This window comes from Pseudoalteromonas sp. SG45-1, assembly GCF_014164135.1.
GTDB classification, from domain to species: Bacteria; Pseudomonadota; Gammaproteobacteria; order Enterobacterales; family Alteromonadaceae; genus Pseudoalteromonas; species Pseudoalteromonas distincta.
Genome location: NZ_JACJEP010000001.1, coordinates 183,509 through 204,097 on the forward strand (window position 1 = coordinate 183,509; position 20,589 = coordinate 204,097).

The 20,589-nt window shown below is 38.8% G+C and carries 17 protein-coding genes; 7 read left to right on the forward strand and 10 right to left on the reverse strand.

Annotated features, from left to right (window positions below; translation table 11 throughout):
• The first annotated feature begins 70 nt into the window (after positions 1-70).
• Both H5117_RS00805 and H5117_RS00810 read left to right on the forward strand, forming a co-directional pair.
• A complete protein-coding gene (locus H5117_RS00805) occupies positions 71-784 on the forward strand; it encodes a DUF1499 domain-containing protein (protein ID WP_076925126.1) in 714 nt (237 codons plus the stop codon).
• A 142-nt stretch (positions 785-926) separates the two neighbouring features.
• Positions 927-1,973: an NAD(P)-dependent alcohol dehydrogenase gene (locus H5117_RS00810; RefSeq protein WP_002958143.1), complete on the forward strand. Its 1,047-nt coding sequence runs from the start codon at positions 927-929 to the stop codon at positions 1,971-1,973.
• 75 nt (positions 1,974-2,048) lie between these two features.
• On the opposite strand, the gene H5117_RS00815 is transcribed toward H5117_RS00810, so the two are convergent.
• Complete coding sequence (locus H5117_RS00815) at positions 2,049-3,254, reverse strand: MFS transporter (RefSeq protein ID WP_024598262.1); 1,206 nt, start codon at positions 3,252-3,254, stop codon at positions 2,049-2,051.
• 360 nt (positions 3,255-3,614) lie between these two features.
• Between H5117_RS00815 and H5117_RS00820 the strand changes: the two genes are divergently transcribed.
• The 3 genes from H5117_RS00820 (at position 3,615) to H5117_RS00830 (ending at position 8,386) form a co-directional block, all read left to right on the forward strand.
• Complete coding sequence (locus tag H5117_RS00820; protein WP_182196878.1) at positions 3,615-4,913, forward strand: PAS domain-containing methyl-accepting chemotaxis protein; 1,299 nt, start codon at positions 3,615-3,617, stop codon at positions 4,911-4,913.
• Positions 4,914-5,046: 133 nt separating this feature from the next.
• Positions 5,047-7,212 (forward strand): TonB-dependent receptor, encoded by a 2,166-nt coding sequence (locus H5117_RS00825; RefSeq protein ID WP_182735966.1) that lies wholly within the window; start codon positions 5,047-5,049, stop codon positions 7,210-7,212.
• 211 nt (positions 7,213-7,423) lie between these two features.
• Entirely contained in the window at positions 7,424-8,386 is a 963-nt protein-coding gene (locus H5117_RS00830; protein ID WP_182735967.1) for a TDT family transporter, read from the forward strand.
• A gap of 2 nt (positions 8,387-8,388) precedes the next feature.
• Here the strand turns inward: H5117_RS00830 and H5117_RS00835 are convergent, their stop codons facing one another.
• The gene (locus H5117_RS00835; protein ID WP_182695033.1) at positions 8,389-8,580 is read right to left on the reverse strand and encodes a DUF2986 domain-containing protein; all 192 of its coding nucleotides are present in this window, start codon (positions 8,578-8,580) and stop codon (positions 8,389-8,391) included.
• Between the two features lie 336 nt (positions 8,581-8,916).
• Here H5117_RS00835 and H5117_RS00840 point away from each other — a divergent pair, with 336 nt between their 5' ends.
• A complete protein-coding gene (locus tag H5117_RS00840; RefSeq protein WP_182735968.1) occupies positions 8,917-10,404 on the forward strand; it encodes a dipeptidase in 1,488 nt (495 codons plus the stop codon).
• 69 nt (positions 10,405-10,473) lie between these two features.
• Here H5117_RS00840 and H5117_RS00845 read toward each other — a convergent pair whose 3' ends face one another.
• Together H5117_RS00845 and H5117_RS00850 are read right to left on the reverse strand one after the other, a co-directional pair.
• Complete coding sequence (locus H5117_RS00845; protein ID WP_182735969.1) at positions 10,474-11,259, reverse strand: putative porin; 786 nt, start codon at positions 11,257-11,259, stop codon at positions 10,474-10,476.
• Between the two features lie 114 nt (positions 11,260-11,373).
• Complete coding sequence (locus H5117_RS00850) at positions 11,374-12,141, reverse strand: EAL domain-containing protein (protein ID WP_182712562.1); 768 nt, start codon at positions 12,139-12,141, stop codon at positions 11,374-11,376.
• A 217-nt stretch (positions 12,142-12,358) separates the two neighbouring features.
• Here H5117_RS00850 and H5117_RS00855 point away from each other — a divergent pair, with 217 nt between their 5' ends.
• Positions 12,359-12,541: a 2TM domain-containing protein gene (locus tag H5117_RS00855; protein ID WP_002958152.1), complete on the forward strand. Its 183-nt coding sequence runs from the start codon at positions 12,359-12,361 to the stop codon at positions 12,539-12,541.
• 76 nt (positions 12,542-12,617) lie between these two features.
• Here the strand turns inward: H5117_RS00855 and H5117_RS00860 are convergent, their stop codons facing one another.
• The 6 genes from H5117_RS00860 to H5117_RS00885 form a co-directional block, all read right to left on the reverse strand.
• Positions 12,618-13,055, reverse strand: coding sequence for an OsmC family protein (locus tag H5117_RS00860; RefSeq protein WP_024593544.1), 438 nt, complete (start codon positions 13,053-13,055; stop codon positions 12,618-12,620).
• A gap of 124 nt (positions 13,056-13,179) precedes the next feature.
• Entirely contained in the window at positions 13,180-13,320 is a 141-nt protein-coding gene (locus tag H5117_RS00865; protein WP_002958154.1) for a DUF2256 domain-containing protein, read from the reverse strand.
• Between the two features lie 2 nt (positions 13,321-13,322).
• Complete coding sequence (locus tag H5117_RS00870; RefSeq protein WP_182724970.1) at positions 13,323-14,852, reverse strand: cryptochrome/deoxyribodipyrimidine photo-lyase family protein; 1,530 nt, start codon at positions 14,850-14,852, stop codon at positions 13,323-13,325.
• Positions 14,853-15,297: 445 nt separating this feature from the next.
• Positions 15,298-16,290, reverse strand: a complete 993-nt coding sequence (locus tag H5117_RS00875) for a carbohydrate kinase (protein ID WP_024598256.1) — start codon at positions 16,288-16,290, stop codon at positions 15,298-15,300.
• A gap of 63 nt (positions 16,291-16,353) precedes the next feature.
• The gene (locus tag H5117_RS00880; RefSeq protein WP_182735970.1) at positions 16,354-18,942 is read right to left on the reverse strand and encodes a TonB-dependent receptor; all 2,589 of its coding nucleotides are present in this window, start codon (positions 18,940-18,942) and stop codon (positions 16,354-16,356) included.
• Between the two features lie 234 nt (positions 18,943-19,176).
• Positions 19,177-20,394, reverse strand: a complete 1,218-nt coding sequence (locus H5117_RS00885) for an ROK family transcriptional regulator (protein ID WP_100218334.1) — start codon at positions 20,392-20,394, stop codon at positions 19,177-19,179.
• Between the last annotated feature and the right edge of the window lie 195 nt (positions 20,395-20,589).

Consider the following 20,589-nt stretch of genomic DNA (forward strand, 5'->3'; position numbering starts at 1 on the left):
GTATAAGCTACTGTTTAATAGTGCTTAATTGTTTTAATAATAAAAAATCACACAATATAGGAATCATAAAATGAAAGTTTTAGTGAGCTTAGTTAGTCTAATCGCCTTTTTACTCGTCATACTACCGGGGCCTTTGTATAAATTTGGTATTGTAGAGCTAGGAACTGCGTTTGCTGGTTTTAAATTTGGTGTTTACGCTGGTGGCGCTGCATTGGTGCTACTTATAGTACAAGCGTTATTTATGCGTAAAACGTTAACGCTAAGCAGTGGTGTTATTGCGCTTGTGTTTTCGGTTGTGGCTATTGCTATGCCACTTAACATGATGAACAAAGCTAAAAGCGTACCGGCAATTCATGATATTTCAACAGATTTAGTTAACCCACCAAAATTTGTAGCAATTGCGCCACTGCGTGTTGAAGCACCAAATCCAGTAGAGTACGCAGGTGAAGAAACGGCAGTACAGCAACGCAAAGCATACCCTGAACTGGCAACGTTAAGCTTTGCACAATCTAAAGCCGATTTGATGGCAGCAAGCGAACAAGCAGTTAAAAATCTTGGCTTTGCAGTGGTAAGTGCAAATACGGCTACAGGTATTGTAGAAGCTACTGATACAACCACATGGTTTGGTTTTAAAGACGATGTGGTAATTCGTATTAAAGATGAAGGCAGCCAGCGTTTTGTTGATATTCGTAGTAAATCGCGAGTAGGGCGTAGTGATTTAGGAAAAAATGCAGAGCGCATTCATTCAATTATTAATGAACTAAACAGCTTACTTGCAAAATAATTAAATTTAGCGCCCTAGTACTAACGATTGAGCCCAAACACTGTTTGGGCTTTTTTGTGCCTATTTTATATTGTCAGGTTCTATTCACGGGCTATGGACTATGCTGTTGATGATTTAAATTTTTAACCACTATGGAGTTATTATGAAAACAGTAGGATATGCAGCAAAAAGCCAAGGTTCTGAATTGACAGAGTTTTCTTTTGAGCGCCGCGATTTGCGAAATAACGATGTAGAAATTGAAATTTTATACTGTGGTGTGTGCCATTCAGATTTACACGCCGTACGAAATGATTGGGGTGGCAGTGACTACCCGCTAGTACCTGGGCACGAAATTGTTGGTAAAGTTATGTCGGTAGGTAGCGACGTTAAAAAATATAAGCAAGGCGACACAGTTGCTGTGGGTTGTATGGTTGATTCGTGCCAAAGTTGCGATCAATGTGATAACGACGAAGAGCAATTTTGCCGCGAAGGCATGGTTGGTACGTACGCAGGAAAAGACCGCGTTAGTGGTGAAATGACCCAAGGTGGATATTCTAAGCATGTTGTTGTACGCGAAGAATTTGTACTTTCTGTACCAGAAAATTTAGACCTTTCACGCGTTGCACCGCTACTTTGTGCAGGTATTACTACGTATTCGCCACTTCATAAGTGGGGCGTAAAAAAAGGTAGCCGTGTTGGTGTTGTTGGTCTAGGTGGTCTTGGTCACATGGCCGTTAAAAATGCAGTTGCAATGGGTGCAAGCGTTACGGTAATTGGCCGTAGTGAGTCTAAAAAAGATGATGCGGTTAAATTAGGCGCTCAGCACTATTTAGTGTCATCTAATGATGACGAAATGAAAGACTCGCAATCTGCCTTTGACGTCATTATAGATACAGTCCCTGTAAAACATGATTTATCTATTTACACACCGCTACTTGATGTAGATGGTACATTAGTTATTGTTGGCCAAGTTGGTCCTGTAGATGAGCTAAGCACGGTGCCATTATTAATGGGTCGCCGTCGTATTGCAGGCTCACTTATTGGTGGTATTGCACAGACGCAACAAATGCTCGACTTTTGTGGTGAAAATAACGTGCTACCTGAGTGCGAAATGATCAACATTGACGAAATTAACACGGCATACGAGCGTATGGAAAAATCTGACGTACGATACCGCTTTGTTATTGATATGGCATCGTTAAACGCTTAATTTACTAGGTAAATTAAAAATAAAAGAGCCGCTAATTAGCGGCTCTTTTTGTATTTTAAATTAACTCGAACTCAGTTAATTAGTAGCTTGCGCTGTTGGTTGCTGTTTGTTTAGTTGTAAGTAACTTAATAGCCACATACCCAAACCACCTAAAAACAATGCAGCTGCTACGTAACCTGTTTGATTAGGTGCAGCACCTTGCGCTATTGCTATTCCGCCAACCCAAGGACCTATAGCATTGGCAGTATTAAATGCGCACTGTACTAAGGCACCAATCATAGCGTGGCCTTCGGGCGCAACGTCCATTAAAAGCGTTTGAATCAGCGTAGCCAAGCCCACACTGCAACCAATAAAGAAGATCACCGCGTAAAGAGCCCAAATATTATGGCTTGCCGTTACATATGCAAAGGCAAATACAATAGTACATACAAGCGCAAGGCCAGTCGTTTTAATTGCTGATTTATCGGCAGCTTTACCCAGTACATAGTTACCGAGTGTACAACCGATACCAAACATTACCATTGCGATAGAAATAGTATACGGAGCTGTTTTTGTTACCACTAATATGGTGTCGGCAATGTAAGTATAAATACAAAACACTCCGCCAAAGCCAATAATTACAATACCCAAAATGGACCAAACCAGTTTATTTTTAAGTACGCCAAACTCGTTTAGTAAGTTAGAAGGCTTAGCGTTATCGATACTAGGCACTACTTTATAAACAAAAACAAAAGCAATAAAGGCCAGTACTGCAGCGCCAGCTAAACAATAACGCCAACTTAAATTTTGACCTACAAGTGTAACTATAGGCACGCCAACAATAGTAGCCACAGTTAAACCCATAAACACCTTAGACATAAAGCTTGCACGCTTACCTTTTGGGGCAATATCTGATGCTAATAAAATAGCAGCACCAAAATATGCACCATGAGGTAAGCCACTTAAAAATCTAAATATTACAAGCTGCTCAAGCGACGTTGCCATCGCGCTTAACCCGTTTGAGATAAACATTAAGCTTATAAAAATGAGCAATGCTTTGCGCTTTCTCATATTAGCAGTGGTAAGCATTAAAATAGGCGCACCCACTACAACACCAATGGCGTAAGCACTAATTGCGTAACCACTTTGTGAGGGCGTTGAGCCAAATGTTTCGCTAATTAGTGGCAGCATAGGCATCATCGAAAACTCAGATAATCCTAAAATAAATGTGCCAAGTGCTAATACGAGTAAAATAGCGGTTCTGTTAAGTTGACTAGATGCCGACGTTACATCTGATGTCATAGGTGATCCCTTAAGATTTAATTTTAAAAGTGAAACAGCACAATAAATTCTGAATAGAAAATATTATATGTATGCTTAAACTTTGGTGTGAGAGGGTAGTCTGTGAGAGTGCTATTTTAAGTTAAAAAAAGTACAGAGTCATGCATAAATTAGTGTTTTTGTTAGGTTTTATAAATGTTAATTAGAAGTAAATGCTACTTAAAATTTATAAAATAAAAAAACTATTTATAAAGCATGCATCTATAAGGTGTTAAATATTCGCCGAAAGGTTATTTAGAGCTTATATTTACAGTATAGTTACATATTTGTTTAACGTTATTCTGCTAATGTTTTTACTAATTTACTCCTTAAGGTTTTTATATGTTTGGTATTTCTAAAAGAAACGCAAAAATTGAAGAAATGGAGCTTCAATTAATTCAAAAACAGTCTATCTTGTCGGCAATTAACAAGCATGTGGCTTATATAGAGTTTACACCTGAAGGAATAATATTAGACGCAAATCAGTTATTTCTAGCTACTGTAGGCTACAGCAAAGAGCAAATAATTGGCAAACATCATCGCATGTTTTGCGAACCTGAATATGCAAAGTCAGATGAATATAGCCAATTTTGGCAAGCATTAAAAACCGGAGATTCAAAATCAGGATCGTTTTTAAGATACAAAGCTAATGGCGATAAGCTTTGGCTTGAGGCAACTTACTTTCCTGTAGAAGAGCATGGCGTAGTCACTAAAGTGATTAAAATAGCCTCTGATATTACGACTAGTTATATACAACGAAAGGCACAAGAAGCGATAGCTAGTGCACTCGATAAAGCATTGGCTACAATAGAGTTTACCCCACAAGGTAATATTTTAAGCGCAAATCAAAACTTTTTAGCAACAGTAGGCTACAGCTTAAAAGATATTGTAGGTAAACATCATAAAATGTTTTGTACTGAAGTGTTTTATGAGAAAAACCCACACTTTTGGAATGAATTAGCGCAGGGGCAGTTTAAGTCAGGAAAATTTAAACGTATTGCTGCCGACGGTTCAGAAATTTGGCTAGAAGCTACTTATAACCCAATATTAGATAGCAAAGGTAATGTAATTAAAATAATTAAGTTTGCATCAAATATTACTGATCGTATACACAATAATAATGCAGTAACTGAAGCCGCTGCAATCGCGTATGAATCGGCGGTAGCTACAGCGCAAACCGCTAAAAAAGGTTCTGAGATACTACAAAGCTCTGTTGCAAACTCAGATGCCATTGTAAGCCAAGTTCTTAAGTCAGTTGATTTAATTAAAAATCTTAATGAACAATCAGCTGTAATAGGCTCCATTGTTTCTACAATCAGCAGCATTGCTGATCAAACTAATTTACTTGCACTCAATGCTGCTATTGAAGCTGCACGTGCTGGTGAATACGGTCGAGGTTTTGCTGTAGTAGCTGACGAAGTAAGGCAACTTGCAGCCAGTACGAGTAGTTCAACTAATGAAATAGCGACCGTTGTTAAAAATAACCAAGAGCTCACTAATGATATATCAAGGCAAATTACGTCGGTTTCAGACTCTTCAGAGCAAGGGCGAGAGCTTATTGCGAATGTATCTGAGGTTATTAAAGAGATTGAGCGAGGGGCTGATATTGTTTCTCAAACAGTCGCTGAGTTAAATACTTAATTTATTATATGACCTTTTAGATTAAACACGCCTAACAACATTCAAAATTGATAAAGTGCGACAATATGTCGCGCTTTTGCTTTTGCAGTTCACACTATAATTACGCCAATTATTACAGTGGCATAAATTAACAATGGTTTATAAAAGCAAAACTCAAAAAACTTACTTACTTTCCCCTGTCGCACTTTTTATTAGCGGTGTGCTATCTCCTTTTGCATTTGCCGACGATACGTCTTTAGAAGTAATTGAAGTACACGGACATGCCCAAAATAAGCACTTAGCACTTGGTTCGTCAGAATCGTTATTAAGTGATTTAGGTGTCGACTTTTCAGCTGCGGGCGGCGTATCTAACCTCCCTATTTTAAATGGTTTAATGGGCGACAGAGTTAAAGTGTTAATTGATGGCGCAGATGTTACCGCTGCATGCGCTAATCATATGAACCCGCCACTTTCGTATATCTCGGCTAATCAAATTTCGTCTTACAATGTGGCTGCAGGCGTGTCGCCAGTGAGCGCGGGCGGCGATAATATTGCTGGCGTAATAAGCGTTAATTCTATTTCACCACAGTATAGCGATAGCAATGAATTAGATTGGCACTCAGGCTATGTGTCAGCAAAGTACAGTAGTGTTGATAACGGACGTAAGCTTGGCGTAGGTGCACGTTTAGCAAGTGACACGTTTAGCCTTAATTACCAGGGGGCGTTTAGTGACGCAGATAGTTATGAAGACGGTAACGGCGATGTAGTATTAGATACATTGTACCGAGCACAAAATCATAGTTTAACCGCAGCTATGCGCGATGATAAACAGCAATTAGTTATAAAGCTAACGCATCAAAAAATCCCATATCAGGGATTTGCAAATCAGTATATGGATATGACCGATAACACCAGCTACGGTGCAATAGCTCAATACAAACGCTCCTTTGAAAACAGCGAGCTTGAAGGGCAAGTCAACTGGCATAGCGTAAAGCACGAAATGGGTTTTTTTAGCCAAGAAAAAACAGGCATGATGCCAATGAAAACCGATGCACAAGATATAAGTACGCAGCTTAAATGGCGTATTGCGCTTGATAAAAATAGCAGTATTTTACTCGCTCAAGAATATTACAATTACAGCATTGATGATTGGTGGCCAGGTATTGAAGGCTCAACCATGATGGGACCAGACGATTACGTAAATATAAATAATGGCAAACGAGAGCGCATAGCAGCATTTGCTGAATATGAGAACCAAATAAATACAAAACTGTGGCTAAACGCAGGTGTACGTATTGAAAGTGTTAATACCCAAGTAGGTGAGGTTCAGCCTTACAACGACGGTATGAGCATGATGGATATGGACTATATGAGCGATATGGGCAGTATGGAAAGTATGACCATGAGCGATACGTCTACAGATAATAGCATTGCTGCACAGAATTTTAATGCTGGCGGCAGAGATAAAACCGACACTATAGTTGATGCTAACTTATTAATTAACTACCAAATAACAAATTATGATGAGCTGCAATTTGGTCTAGCCCGTAAAAACCGCGCGCCTAATTTATACGAGCGATACAGCTGGGGCGTAAGTAATATGGCAACCACCATGATTGGTTGGTATGGCGATGGTAATGGCTATATTGGTAACCCTGATTTAGACGTTGAAACAGCGCATACTTTAAGTGCTACTTATATTAAATCGGCTAAAGATGACCGTTGGCGTTTAAGCACCAATGTTTGGTATACAGATGTGAGCGACTATATTGATGCTGATATTGTAAGAAGCTTCAATAGTTATGACTTGGACAACACAGCGCGTAATATTTTGCAGTTTACTAATGTAGATGCCATTTTATATGGTGCAAAAATAGATTTAACAGCCAACATTTATGAATCTAAGGATTTAGGTAACTGGCAGTTACACGCTAATGTTACTAATACGAGAGGCAAGCGCGACGATACTAACCAGCCGCTTTATCAAATTAAACCACTGCAGACCCAGCTAGGTATTAGCCAGCAAATGGGTCGGTTTGAAAACGCATTATCTTGGCAGTGGGTCGATAATAAAAGCCGTGTAGATAATAATCGTTTTGAAAACCAAACAGACAGCTACAGCTTGGTTAATTTAAGCTCTAAAGCCACATGGGATTCATTAACGCTAAGCGCAGAAGTGAGTAACGTGTTTGATGAGTACTACCAACTCCCACTAGGCGGCGTAAGTATTGCAGCACTTAAACAAGATAGCAGCAACGGTTTTGAACAACTTGCTGGGCAGGGTCGTTCATTTAATGTAAGCATTAGTTACGCGTTTTAACTAAATTAAATTTTAAAATAAAGTAAAAGCCATAACTGTGTTATGGCTTTTTTCATACGCTTTAATATGTAAGCCGTAAACTTATTTTTATGAAATATTTGTACGCAAAAAGCGTTCTATTAAGCACGCTTGTACTAATTTTACAGCGTTATTTTAAGGCAATGCAGTAAAAAGCAGTAACTTGTTCATCACCCAATGATTAGGAAGTACAGTGTTTAAGCAATTTAAAAATAAAGTGATGGGTGCGCCAACAGCTATGGCCGGTTTAGCTTTGGGTATTACTAGTATGGGATGGACATGGGAAAACGTTTTTAATTTAAACTCCCAAGGGCAATTTTTGGGAGCGGTATTAGCTGGCGTATTAGTTTTACTTTTGGCTGCTAAGTTTTTACTACACCCTCATTTATTAAAAGCCGATTTAGCACACCCAGTTGCAGGAAGTGTGATCCCTACATTTGCAATGGCTAATCTTGTTATTTCAAACTCAGTTGGGCAATTTAACCAATTAGCTGGCGACATTATGTGGGTTTTAGCTTTTGTGTTGCATCTAACCTTTTTGGTGAGTTTTTTATACCAGCGAGCAAAAAAGTTTAATTTTGAAGATATGGCGCCTAGCTGGTTTGTGCCACCAGTGGGGATCATTATTGCAGATGTTACTTTTTTGGGTAATCCGACATTAGCGTGGTTAGCTTATAGTGCGTTAGTTATTGGTATATCAACGTACGCCATAATGCTGCCAATTATGTTTTATCGTTTTTTATTAGCCTTAAAAAGTGACTACGAAATGCAGCCAACACTTGCCATTTTAGCAGCACCAGCCAGTTTAACATTAGTGGGGTATTTTCATGTTTTAGCTAATCCGTCACTTGTTATAGTGGGGGCATTATTTATATTAGCGATAATAAAAACACTGATTGTTTATGTGTTATTTATAAAGTTATTACGCAGACCTTTTACGCCGAGCTACGCTGCTTTTACATTTCCAATGGTTATTGGGGCAACTGCATTATTTAAAATGAAAGACTGGATGCAAAGTATAAACCTCGCAATGCCATATGTAGATACAGTTAATTACTTAGCTACGTTTGAACTTATAGTTGCCACGGCAGTGGTTGGTTATGTAAGTGGTCGGTACTTTTGCCACTTTAAATTATCAAAGCAACAGGTAACGTAAAGTTACTCTTGGATTACCTGTGGCTCATTATTTTCTTGCTCAGCTAGTTTTTCGCGCTCAGCTTTTGACACATAACCAGGTTTGTTGCTTTTGTGTAGTTTAGCGTTAGTGCGTTTATCTTTTTTTTGAAATTTAGTGACGATTTTTTTACGACGGTTCACAATTAAATACTCTCTTAATTTTAAGTCGCGCATTATACAGTCATCCTCATAAAAGCTGCTATATAAATATTTAACATGAACTCTGGGTAAGAGGTTTACCAGCGTATTGAACTATAGTGATATTTAAATTTATTTTCTCTAGCCAGAGATTTTCAGTGAAAACAAGGCGAACTTACGCGTCAATAGCTGGCCTATTGCAAGTAAGTTCAACGCAGTTAGCGCTGGAAATAGCTGCTTGAGATAGATTTATTATCCAGAGTTCAGGTTATTTACCTTAAGTAATCTGCGCGTTTGGCGTAAAGAGCTATAAGTAAGTAACTCATAGCGTTATAATTACCGCTCTTAGCTATTAATTAAATGGGAATTGTTTTGAAAAAGTTAGCTTTAGCCAGTATTGCTTTATTTGCATTTGGCGCACATGCGCAGTTAAATAAAAATATTGATAGCGTTGCCGATTACGCAGTAAATACCTACCAAAATGCTCAAGTACACACACTAACTAACTTAGTGGCTTTTCCGACGGTTAATAAAAGCGACATTAGCACTCCTCAAAATCCCGATTTTATTGGCTTTAAAGCACTTTTAAAAATGAAAGCCGCAGAGCTTGGTTTTGACTACCAAGATTTAGGCTACACCGTATTAATTGGTATGGGCGAGCAAAGCGAAAAAGTAACGGTAGTAACCCACGGCGACGTGCAACCTGCTAATGCAAGTAAATGGAAACAAAGCCCTTTTATTATTGATACATCTGAATCGGGTAAATTAGTTGGTCGTGGTACTGAGGACGACAAAGGTGCAATAGCAACAGCGCTTTACGCCATGAAAGCAATTAAAGATAAAGGCATAACCCTTAATAACCGTATTGAGCTTATGATTTACCTTGCTGAGGAGTCTGATTGGGGTCCGCTTACTCAATTTATGAAAACGTATGAACAACCAAAATATGCAGTAACGATTGATGCATCATACCCTGTAGTGGTTGCCGAGAAAGGCTGGAGCTTAATTGCACCTACTTTTAATGCAACATCACCACAAACGGGTTTATATGTAAAGGATGTAACTGGCGGTGCGTTTAGAAGCCAAATTCCAGAAGACGCCAGCTTAGTGCTTCACAATGCAGACGCGGCACTTATTAATACATTAAAAGCAAAAGCTAAAACATTAAATAAAGTTGAATTTAACTTTAGTGAAAAAAGTAATGGTTTAGCAATAAGCGTTAAAGGTATGTCGGCGCATTCATCTGAGCCGGAGTCGGGTATAAATGCTATTGCTTATTTAGCTGAGTTATTTAAAGGTGTGAAGCTTGAAAATAACAGTGACGGCGAGCTAATCGACTTTGTGAATCAGTTAATTGGTTTAGATATTCACGGTAAACAATTTGGCGAAATAGCTTACAAGCACGACTTTATGGGCCCAATGACAGTGGCACCAACCGTTATTGAGCGCGATGGTAATGCGCTAACACTTGCTGTAAATGCACGTCGCCCAATGGGTAAAGACGAAGCTGTATTACAAAAGCAAATTGATGATGCACTCGCTAATTGGCAAGCTACTAACAATGTAACACTTGCTAACATAGAAACAATTATTGGCACACCTATGCTACTTGATGGCGCGCCACATGCGCAAAAGCTGCTTGATATTTTCAAGCATTTTACGGGCGACGAAAAAGCTGACTTTGTATCAATAGGTGGTGGCACTAACGCAAAGCTGTTTGATAATGCTGTATCGTTTGGCCCTTCAATGCCGGGTAAGCGCTACACAGGTCATTCAGAGCATGAATTTATGACACTTGAGCAACTTGAACTGAATTTACGTATGTACACAGCAATGATGATAGAGCTTGGTAATATGTAGTTATAGTTGTTTAGTAAAAGCCGCCTTGGTTAACTGAGCAGACCCAGCAAGGCGGCTTTTTTGTGTTTATTAAAACTGGGCTACAAAGCTAAGATTGTATATATCATAGTTATCATTATCAGTGTAATTAGCTGTGAAGTAGTAGCTATCATTAATAAAGTACTTACCTTCAATAACTAAATCAGAGTCGTTTGAGCCAATACCGACTGCAACATTTTTATTGAAGTAATAGTTTGCGAGCACATTAAAAACTGAGTCGTCGCCAACATCTAGATAGTCAACATTTACAGCAAAATAGCTGTCATCATAAAGATGGGCAAAGTAACGTGATGATAGGTCCCACGACTCTGTTTCATCATCTGTTTCAACAGTAAAACCAATGTAGTCGGTGTCGTTAATTTCATGATTATACTGAGCTTTAAACAAATAAACTGTATCGCTATATTCATAATCTAACATACGTACAGATACTTTTAGTGAATCAGCAAATAAGTAACCTAAACCTAGTGAATAGTTGTCGGCATCACCAATATTAGGTAGTTCAAAAGTTGCAAAAGCATTGCCGTAAAAACCTTCTCCAAAAATACCTTTTCCACTGTAACCATCTGAATTAAAATAATTTAAGCCTATATTACTATCTGTATCCAAGTAGCCATAATCATCCCAAACACCAGAGTTTTGCTGCTTCTCAAAGTAATAGTGAGTTGATAGCCCATACACATCATCGCTGTAATAATCAGAATCAATTTCTGCGTAGTTTATAGAGTTAAACCATTGTTTTGATTGTGACTGCTCAGCGTTTACAGACGCTGTGCAGCTAAGTGTGAGTAAAGTGAGTGGCATTAAAAAGCGCATAAGTATCCCTTCTTATAATTGAGTAAGCTTGTTGCTATAATGGGTATTATGTTAATGCGGTTTTATGAGGCAATTAAATGATTGTAATAAAGTGTTTGCATATTGTAGGTTTTCCTAATTAAAAACGTAGGTTACCTCAGGCAAGTTTTCGAAGCTTGGTTTGGCAAATAAATACCCTTGCATAAGCTCAACACCTGCGTTTTTTAGCCACGTATATTCTTCTACTGTTTCAATTCCTTCAGCCAGTGCGGTAATGTTTAAGTCGCGAAACATATTTAAGCAATGAGTTACTATTAATTGGCGTTTTTTATCGTTGCTTATATCGCGTATTAGCGCCATATCAAGCTTGATAATATCTGTTTGAAAGTCAGCCAGTAGATTTAAACCAGAATAACCTGCACCAAAGTCATCGGTAGCCGTTTTAAATCCGAGAGACTGGTAGTAATCAACAACGCGTTTAATGTGTGCGGTGTCTTCTATTTTTTCTACTTCAGTAAATTCAAACATAATATTTTGAATAGGAAAGTTATACTTTTTTGCAGCTTCTAGTGTGGTGCGTATACATCGTTCTGGTTTATAAATAGCATTAGGTAAAAAATTAATACTTAGCATTGATGTTATGCCCAGCTTTGCGGCTAGTTGAATAGCTTTAATACGACAAAGCTGATCAAATGCATAGCGGTTGTCTTCATTCACTTTTGAAATAATTGAATAAGCAGACTCGCCATTTAAACCTCTAACCAATGCTTCATAGCCATAAATTAGGCGAGTTTTACAGTTTATAATCGGTTGAAAAGCCATAGAAAAATCAAATTCAAGATCGTTGGCGTCAGCACAATTACTACATGTCACTTTTTCACAATCTTTTGATTTTTCGATCACTTAGTTCATCCTCTGATGTTTATTTTTAAAGTTAGTTGAGGGTAGATCCTAACACAAATAGATTAAAGTATTAGTTTATATTTTTTTTAACGTAATAAGTGATTGTTTATATGTGAGTAATATGATGACTAATGTCATGCTATTTAATGACATTTGGCAGGAGTTTGCATTTCGTTTTTATATAAAAATAGATTTATACATTAACAGGAGGATAAACATGAATACATCAACAACAATATTTCAAAGTTTTAAACAGTATGCAGTTGCTTTAGTGTTTTTAGGATTAATTAATTTAATTACATCACCAAACACCTTATGGGTGATTTGGCCCGCGCTTGGCATGGGGATCGCTTTATTATCTGAAGTCTTAGGTATAAGCAGCTCTAAAAAGGTATCTTGATGATTAGTAAGCCAAGTAATAATTTACTTGGCTTTAATTTAATGTGCTTTATTTACAGTAATCTAAACCTAAATATTTAAAATGCTGATTGAAGTGTCGCATCTAGTGATATTTCGGTATTTAAGAGTTTTGAAATAGGGCAGCTCTTTTTGGTTTGCTCACATAAAGCTTGAAACTGCTCGTTTTGAATATCATCAATACGCGCTTTTACCTCAAGGGCAATATGCGTCACCGAAAAACCATCATCTACTTCATCAAGGCTTACAGTGGCTTTAGTATCAATTTTATCTGCGGTAAAGCCTGCATCACCTAATGCAAGTGAAAGCGCCATACTAAAACATGCACTGTGCGCTGCACCTACTAATTCTTCAGGGTTTGAGCCCGCCTCATCTTCAAAGCGGGTATTAAAACCATAAGGTTGTTTATTAAGCGCGCCACTTTGAGTTGATATGCTACCTTTGCCTGTTTTAATGTCGCCAGACCATGTTGAACTTGCCGTTTTTTTAATCGTCATCATCTTCTCCTTGCTAGAGTGTAAGCTTTTCAGGTTATCTAAGCGTTATTTACAAAATAAACTTATATAAAGCCTTAAAAGCACTAATTACTGATGATGTTGCAAAATAGGCGCCAGTTAATTGTTACCCCTGTTTATTTCGCTTACAGCGCTCTGAACAGTAAATAACGTTATCCCAGTCGCGCTGCCATTTTTTACGCCACGTAAAAGGTTTATTACAAATAGGGCATATTTTTTGAGGTAAGTTTAGTTTTTTGTGCGCCATGCTTACTTAGCCTTACTGTTATTTTTAGTATCCGTTTTACTTTTTGTTCGAGTAACTTTTTGAGTCCCCCCAACGTGCTTTTTAAGAATTTTCCCTATGGCACGTTTAACATCGGCTCGCTCACGGTATTGCCATAAGCGTTCGCGTGCTTCTTTTGAGGCCGCTGTTAAATCAAGCATGGGTTCAGGGTAATCCTCCCCTAACTTAAAGTCGTTAAAGAGTGCTTCCATTGGAGTTTGCTCCCAAGGCTGATGTAAATATTCAATAGGGAGTTTTTCAAGCTCGGGGCACCACTTTTTAATAAACGAACCTGTTGGGTCTTGATCTTCTGATTGCTTAATTGGGTTGTAGTGCCTAATGGTATTAATACCTGTGACCGAGGCTTGCATTTGAATTTGCGGATAATGAATCCCTGGCTCAAAATCTAAAAAGTAATTAGCGAGCGGAAAGCTTGCTTGCTGCCAACTTATATTTAAATGATGCGTTACAAAGCTTACAAGCATGGCGCGCATTCTAAAGTTTATATAACCGGTGGCTTTTAAGCAGCGCATGCAAGCGTCAATAATTGGAATACCTGTTTGACCTTGCGCCCAGCGTTCAATATCGTTTTTCACACGTTCATCATCACGATACGGAAATACGTGATAACCCGGATTAAGAGCTAAAAACTCCATAGAGCACTCGCTTTCAAACTTTTGCATAAAGTGGCAGTGCCAATGCAAGCGCGATACAAACGCTGCTAGTGGGCGTTTCCAACCTCTTTTGTCAGGGTGTTTTGAATGATATTCATCAATGGTCATTTGATACACTTGCCTAAGGCTAATGTTCCCCCATGCTAGATAGGGCGAAAGCCGAGAGCAGTGGGTTTGGCTTAAACTTGGGCTCGATATTCCCTTTTGATAACCTTTACCGCGCTCGGCAAAAAAACTCTGCATTACAGTTCGCGCATGCAGTGGGCCACCTTGTTGAAAGCTGTCGTGATCTTGAGTGTAAGCGCTTGGCAGCTCAGGCGCTTGATAGTTATTAAGGGTAATTGTTTTTATACTCTTCCAATTAGGAACAGCAATAGGTGCTTGCATTGTTTGCTGCCAGCGTTCGTTCCAATTATTACGATTTTTTTTGCCGCGAATTACCGCGCCTGTTTGCGACTCTTGCCAATTAATGTGGTTATGCTGGCACCATGCTTTTATTGCCTTATCGCGCTCAAAGGTGTTGTTTAAGCCTATTTCTTGATGGCTAAAAATATTAACTATTTCAAACTGCGTCTTTATCGACTCAAGTAAATCGTTCATATTTAAATTAAATATATAAACACAGGCGTTAAAACGCGCTAGCTGATTATTTAACTCAACTATCGATTGATACACAAAGCGCCAGTGCCGCTCATTGTAGTGTGCATCTTCGAGCAGTAATGGCTCAAAGTTATAAAGTAACAGGGTCGGTAAGCCATTGCTAAATGCATTTTTTAATGGTTGATGATCGCTAAGACGTAAATCACGTTTAAACCACACGATGTTTATTTTTTCTTTCATACTGGCAATATTAAAACCGTGGCATTATAAATAACAGGACAAAACCAATACGTATTAAATGTAAAAGAAGACTAGTGTAAAAACGATTTTGATATAGGCAACTCATGTTAAGGTGATACTAAAATGAGTCGCCAATAAAAGAAGTATTATAAATAGGGAGAATTACCGTGATACTTAAGCAATTTTGGCACTTGCAGTCATGTGAGAGTACACCTATTAAAGCTTCACCAATTGCAACTACTTCCATTATCTTTTCCTAAAACTTGCGGGGGTATCGCTTTGTATGACGATACCCTCAGTTAGGGTAAAATTAAAAACGCTTACCAATAGTAAAGCTAAAGACACGAGATATGACAACGCGCGCATTAAATATAATTGATTGATCTGCTACCGTTTCACCTGAGTGAAACTTCCCTCTGATAAGTTTCCTGAGTTATTTAGGTTTTTAACATCGACACGAAGATTTAAGGGTACTCGCCGAGATATCATGGTATGTAGGTAGGGCATCAAAGGCTCCAAACGTTGCTACTGTTTTGGCTCCGCATTTAGTAGCAAAGTCGATAGCCTTTGAAACGTTAGTAAAGTTATTTGCCCAGTCAGTAAATTCTGTTTTATTACTCACTAGCGAAGATATTTGATATAAAAAACCACCTACAAACGCATCGCCTGCAGCTGTGGTATCCACAACATATGCCTTAGGGCAAGGATAAGTACCACTAAATGAGCTAGATGAAAAAGTAATAGGCTCGCCACCATCGGTCATTAAAACTAAAGCTACGCCACTATCTACCCAACTTCTAATAGTGGTATCAATATGCTCTATTCCATAAAGCGAGATCAGCTCATCTTTACTCGCTTTAATAACATCAACTGTTTTAGCAACATCCTCAATAACAGATTTAGCTGTGAGTGGTTCATCCCAGAAGGCTGAACGAAAGTTAATGTCAAAGCATGTAACCGAGCCTGATTCTTTAAAGTGTTTTAGCGCATGTAAGGTTGTATTTAATACTAAAGGTTTTGCAAAAGAGCCTGAACAAAAACTCACAATTTTAGGTGTTGAAAATAAAGAGGGCTCTAAATCGGTTATTTGTAAATCGTAATGTGCAGCATCTTTATCGTAAAATTCAAATGTACGTTCACCGTTTTCATCCAACGATACGAACGCGAGTGCCGTCTTCCCTTTTTTTGAAAAGCCAACATAAGATGTGTTTACATTATACATTTTGAGTGCATTTATTAAAAAGCGACCAAATTTATCATTGCCTACTTTACCAAGCAAATAACTTGAACCACCAAGCTTTGCTACGGCTACAGCAACATTAGCGGGTGCGCCTCCGGCAAACTGTGTGAAGTCTAGTTCGCTATTTGATGCCTTATTGTGCATGCAGTCATGTGAGAGTATATCTATTAAAGCTTCACCAATTGCAACTACTTCCATTATATTTTCCTAAAAATTGCGAGGGTATCGCTTTGCATGACGATACCCTAGATTAGAGTAAAATTAAAAACGCTTACCAATAGTAAGGCTAAAGGTACGAGGTAAGACAACGCGCGCATTAAATGTAGTTGCTTGACCTGCTACCGTTTCACCTGCGCGAGGATCCCCCTCTGATAAGCCTTCTGAGTTATTTAGGTTTTTAACATCGGCACGAAGGTAATAACCGTCTTCGTTTTCAAGGGATAAACCAAGGTTTAACATGCCATACATAGGCAGTTCTGCTGTGTTGGCGTCGTCGGCATAACGTTTACCGCTCCAAGAGTAGCTACCATGAATAGCTGCCATACCCCACGAAAAATCTTCAAACTGATAGCTACTAGTTAATTGGCCAAAGTGCTTAGGCACACGTACAGGTAAGTTGCCGTTTATATCAATAGAGGCAGAGCTTCCATTAGCATCCAAGTATTGCGCCGCTGGTGTGTTTACAAATTCGGGTGATTGGTACGTTGCAGATACACCAATGCGCCAGTCTTGGGTGATTTGCAGGTTAAATTCGGCTTCTACACCTAAGGTTTCTGTGTTTCTAAAGGCTTGACGTTGCACTACTTGACCATTTTCAACAGTAGGTACATTAAAGAATAAATCATCCGCAGCGGCGAAGTAACCGGTTACAAATGCTGCGACATCACCTTCGTTATATTTAATGCCCACCTCGGCCATTACCGTTGAAGCTGGTTGTGTTTCGCGTCTCTCAGAGTTATTAAATTGATTAATTTCCTCTTGACTAGTTAGGTTGGTAATCGCCATGTATTTATCTACATCAGGCATACGAAAACCATCTGCATATCGAGTGAATACCGCTAAGTCGTCGTTAAATTTGTAGTTAGCTGCAATTGTCCATGCCATTTCGTTGTATTCAACATCAAAGTTTCGGTAAGTCCCATCACCAAAGGGCAGGGTAATATTCCCATTGACGGTATCAGTATCGCTGGCAAAACTGTCAATTGTGTAATTAGCTTGGTTTTGCGCTTCCCCATCTGCTTTGAGGGTTTCGTACCTTAGGCCCAGATTAAACGACACATCTTCAAGCTCGTATTCAAAGTCAGCAAAGGGCGCAAGGGTATTTTCACTATAAACAATATCGGCAAAACCATGTGATCCAGCCTGAATACCTTTGTAAGTACCGCTGGCAATGTCAAGACCTTGTGCATCTGTAAATACAACATCTAAGCGCTGCGGCAGGGGCTCTACTGATTGCAGTGTATTAATTCGATAGTCGGTAACATGGCCATTAATATTAGAGAAGAATAAGCCAAAATTAGCATAAAGAGTCCCTTCGCCTACATCATCAAAGGTGTAGTTGAATCTGGTTTCGTTTTGAAAGTTATCGCCTTCAAAACGTCTATGCCAAAAGCCTGCGTTTATTCCGTATCCATTGGTGTTGTAGGTATTTACGTTGCTTGAATCAGCCAATACAAAGCCGTTTCCTGCATCGCGTATATCGTAACTTAGGTTACCATCAACCATGGCACCTGCAAGGACATCAGTATTTGCAGAATATATAGCTTGTGCTTTACTAGCTAACGATTCGGCGTTACCTACGTTAATGATGCCGGTAAAGGTTGTTAGCATATCGGTATAACGCATTTGATTTGAAAAGACTAAGTTTTCGTTGATTTCAATTTCGGTTGTATTGCCAAAGTAGGTCACATTAGCGTAGTTACCATCTGCAATATCCAAATCAATGTCGCCGCTTGGGGTGTTATTAAGAGTTAATAAACGCGCACCTGCTGAGTTACCGGTGGTGCCATCTCTGATATCCATCCCGCCTGGGATTGTTTTAGCATTGGTGGTTGAGCCTATTAATGGCTGAGGAATAAAAAAGAATGATCTATCGTTTTGTTTATTAAACTCAAAGCGGGTAAAGCCGCTGCCATCTTTAAAAAAGTGCTTAATATTGCCATTAAGCTCACCACCTTGGTTAGCTGTATACCCCGGATCGCGTGCGGAGTCATCCTTGCGATACCAAGCGCCAACAGCATAGGTTGTCTGATCGTCTATTGATCCGCTAACCCAACCTTGTCCACCTAGGCGGTTGTTGCTGTTGGTTTCAAAAAACACATCACCTTGGGTATCATCGGAGCCTTCACGAGAAATAAAATTAATAAACCCAGCTGGCGCGCTACCAACAAAAATTGACGAGGCACCACCACGAATAGCTTCAACGCTGCCAACAAAATTAGACAAACGGGTAAAGCGATCATTTTGAGTAAATAAAATATCTTGATTATAAAACACGGTCATACCATCACGAAGTAGTGCTGTAAACTCTGTTTGCGTTGATAACGGAAAGCCTCGTGGGGCTACGTTGTTACCGGTTTCTCCACCGGTGTCTTCGGCATGAAAACCAGGAATACTTCGCACTAATTCAGCAACACTGTGCGGAGCCAATTGCTCTAACTTTGCTTCGTTAAAGGTAGTTATTGCATTAGTTGATTCGATTTTCTCTTTTGGCCGAGATGTTCCCGTTACAATGATGCGCTCAAACCCTAAATCACTTTTTGCTTCTTGTTGCTCTTGTGACAAGACGCTAGGGGATATGGATAGACCTACAGCGACTGCAATTAGAGTCATTTTTGCTGATACTTTCATTTTTCTGTTCTCTCTTTGTTGTGTGTGTATACAAACTTGCGGTTTTATTAATCAAACATGTCAGTGTTATCAAATTTGTAAATAGAATGTAGAGAACTTAAAATAATAAATCAACTATTATTACTTATTATTTTTTGTACAGCTTTTTGATTGTTTAAGTGAATTTTTTACCTCTGATAAAAAATAAATAAGCAGCCAACGTTACCGATGGCTGCTTTTTAACTTTAAAGTATATTAGTGGTGTGAAAGGCTTGCGTGATCTTGAGAAAAGTTGATAAGTAACGGAAGGTTAGCGCAGCCTACTGATTGAGCCTTGGCGCCAATAGAGCCACTTTGTACTTCACAGCGATTAATACCGCGATGATCAGCCTGGCTCAATTTTAACTTTGTTGCCAAAACTATTTTTTCTCTGACATTGATAGGAATGGCGCCATCAATGACAATTGCCTCAAAATCAAAAATAGCTAAAGAACACAATGCCGCGTAGGCGAGGCCATCTGCAACTTGGTCTATCCACTTATCGAGTACGGGGCCTAAGTCTCCCCAATACTCTTTTGAACTCCATAGTATGTCAGTATTGTAGCCATCACCTTTGAGCATTTTTTCGAGAATATACAGTGATGATTGCATAATAAGTTGTTGGGAGGTTAGTTGTCCTTCACTATTAAGCATAGGCCTAGGTAATGAACCTATAGCGCCGGCATTACCTTTTTTACCAGTAAATAAGGTTTCGTTTATAACAACTCCACCACCAATAAAAGTACCAATAAAAATATATAAAAAATCGCTAAAACGAGCAGGATTACCAAAGCTTAATTCAGCTGAACAAGCAGCGGTATCATCATTACATACATACACGGGAAGATGTACAATTTGATTTATTTTTTCTTTAAAATCAAAAGACTTCCATTCATTCAATACTGTTTTTGGAGCGCCGGCTTCTTCTGTCCAGTTCCAAATTTCGTAAGGGGTTGCAACACCCACACCTAAGATACGCTTGGCTAATTCGTCACTTAAGCTCATTTTAAGTACGCTGATCCCTTTCTCTAAAAAGGTTAGCAAGCTCTGTACTGTGGGGTAAGCGCAGTTTTCGTGCAAAGTTGCGCGTATATTTCCTACTAAGTCAATCAAGGTTAAATCAAAACTGCGACGACCTACTTTTAAGCCAATTCCAAATGCACCATCTGGATTTAACGCAAATGGGATGGTTGGTTGGCCAACCTTACCACGCTGAGGGTCTTTCCGTATTAATAACGATTCGGCTTCTAAACTATTGATAATTACTGTGACGGCCTGTGCTGAAAGCCCTGTTTTTTGTGCAATTTCAGCTTTTGGAGCACTACCGTGTTGGCGAATTAATGACATAATTCGGCGTTCATTATGAGCACGCAGGCCAGATTGGCTTCGGCCTTCTTGTAAAGAGAGTCGAGGGTTTTTAGATTTGATAATTATTCCTACCTAGTTGTTATTATCTTGAATAACCTGATTAATTGTACACCGAGTGTGTGTAATTGGCGACTATATTAGCTTTATTGCCGGGTTCATTTCTTATTATTAAATTTACGACAGAGTATTAATAAGTCACAGGAGGTCAATAAATAACTATAGTTGATTTATTGACGGAATGATATTTAACTGGTTAAATGC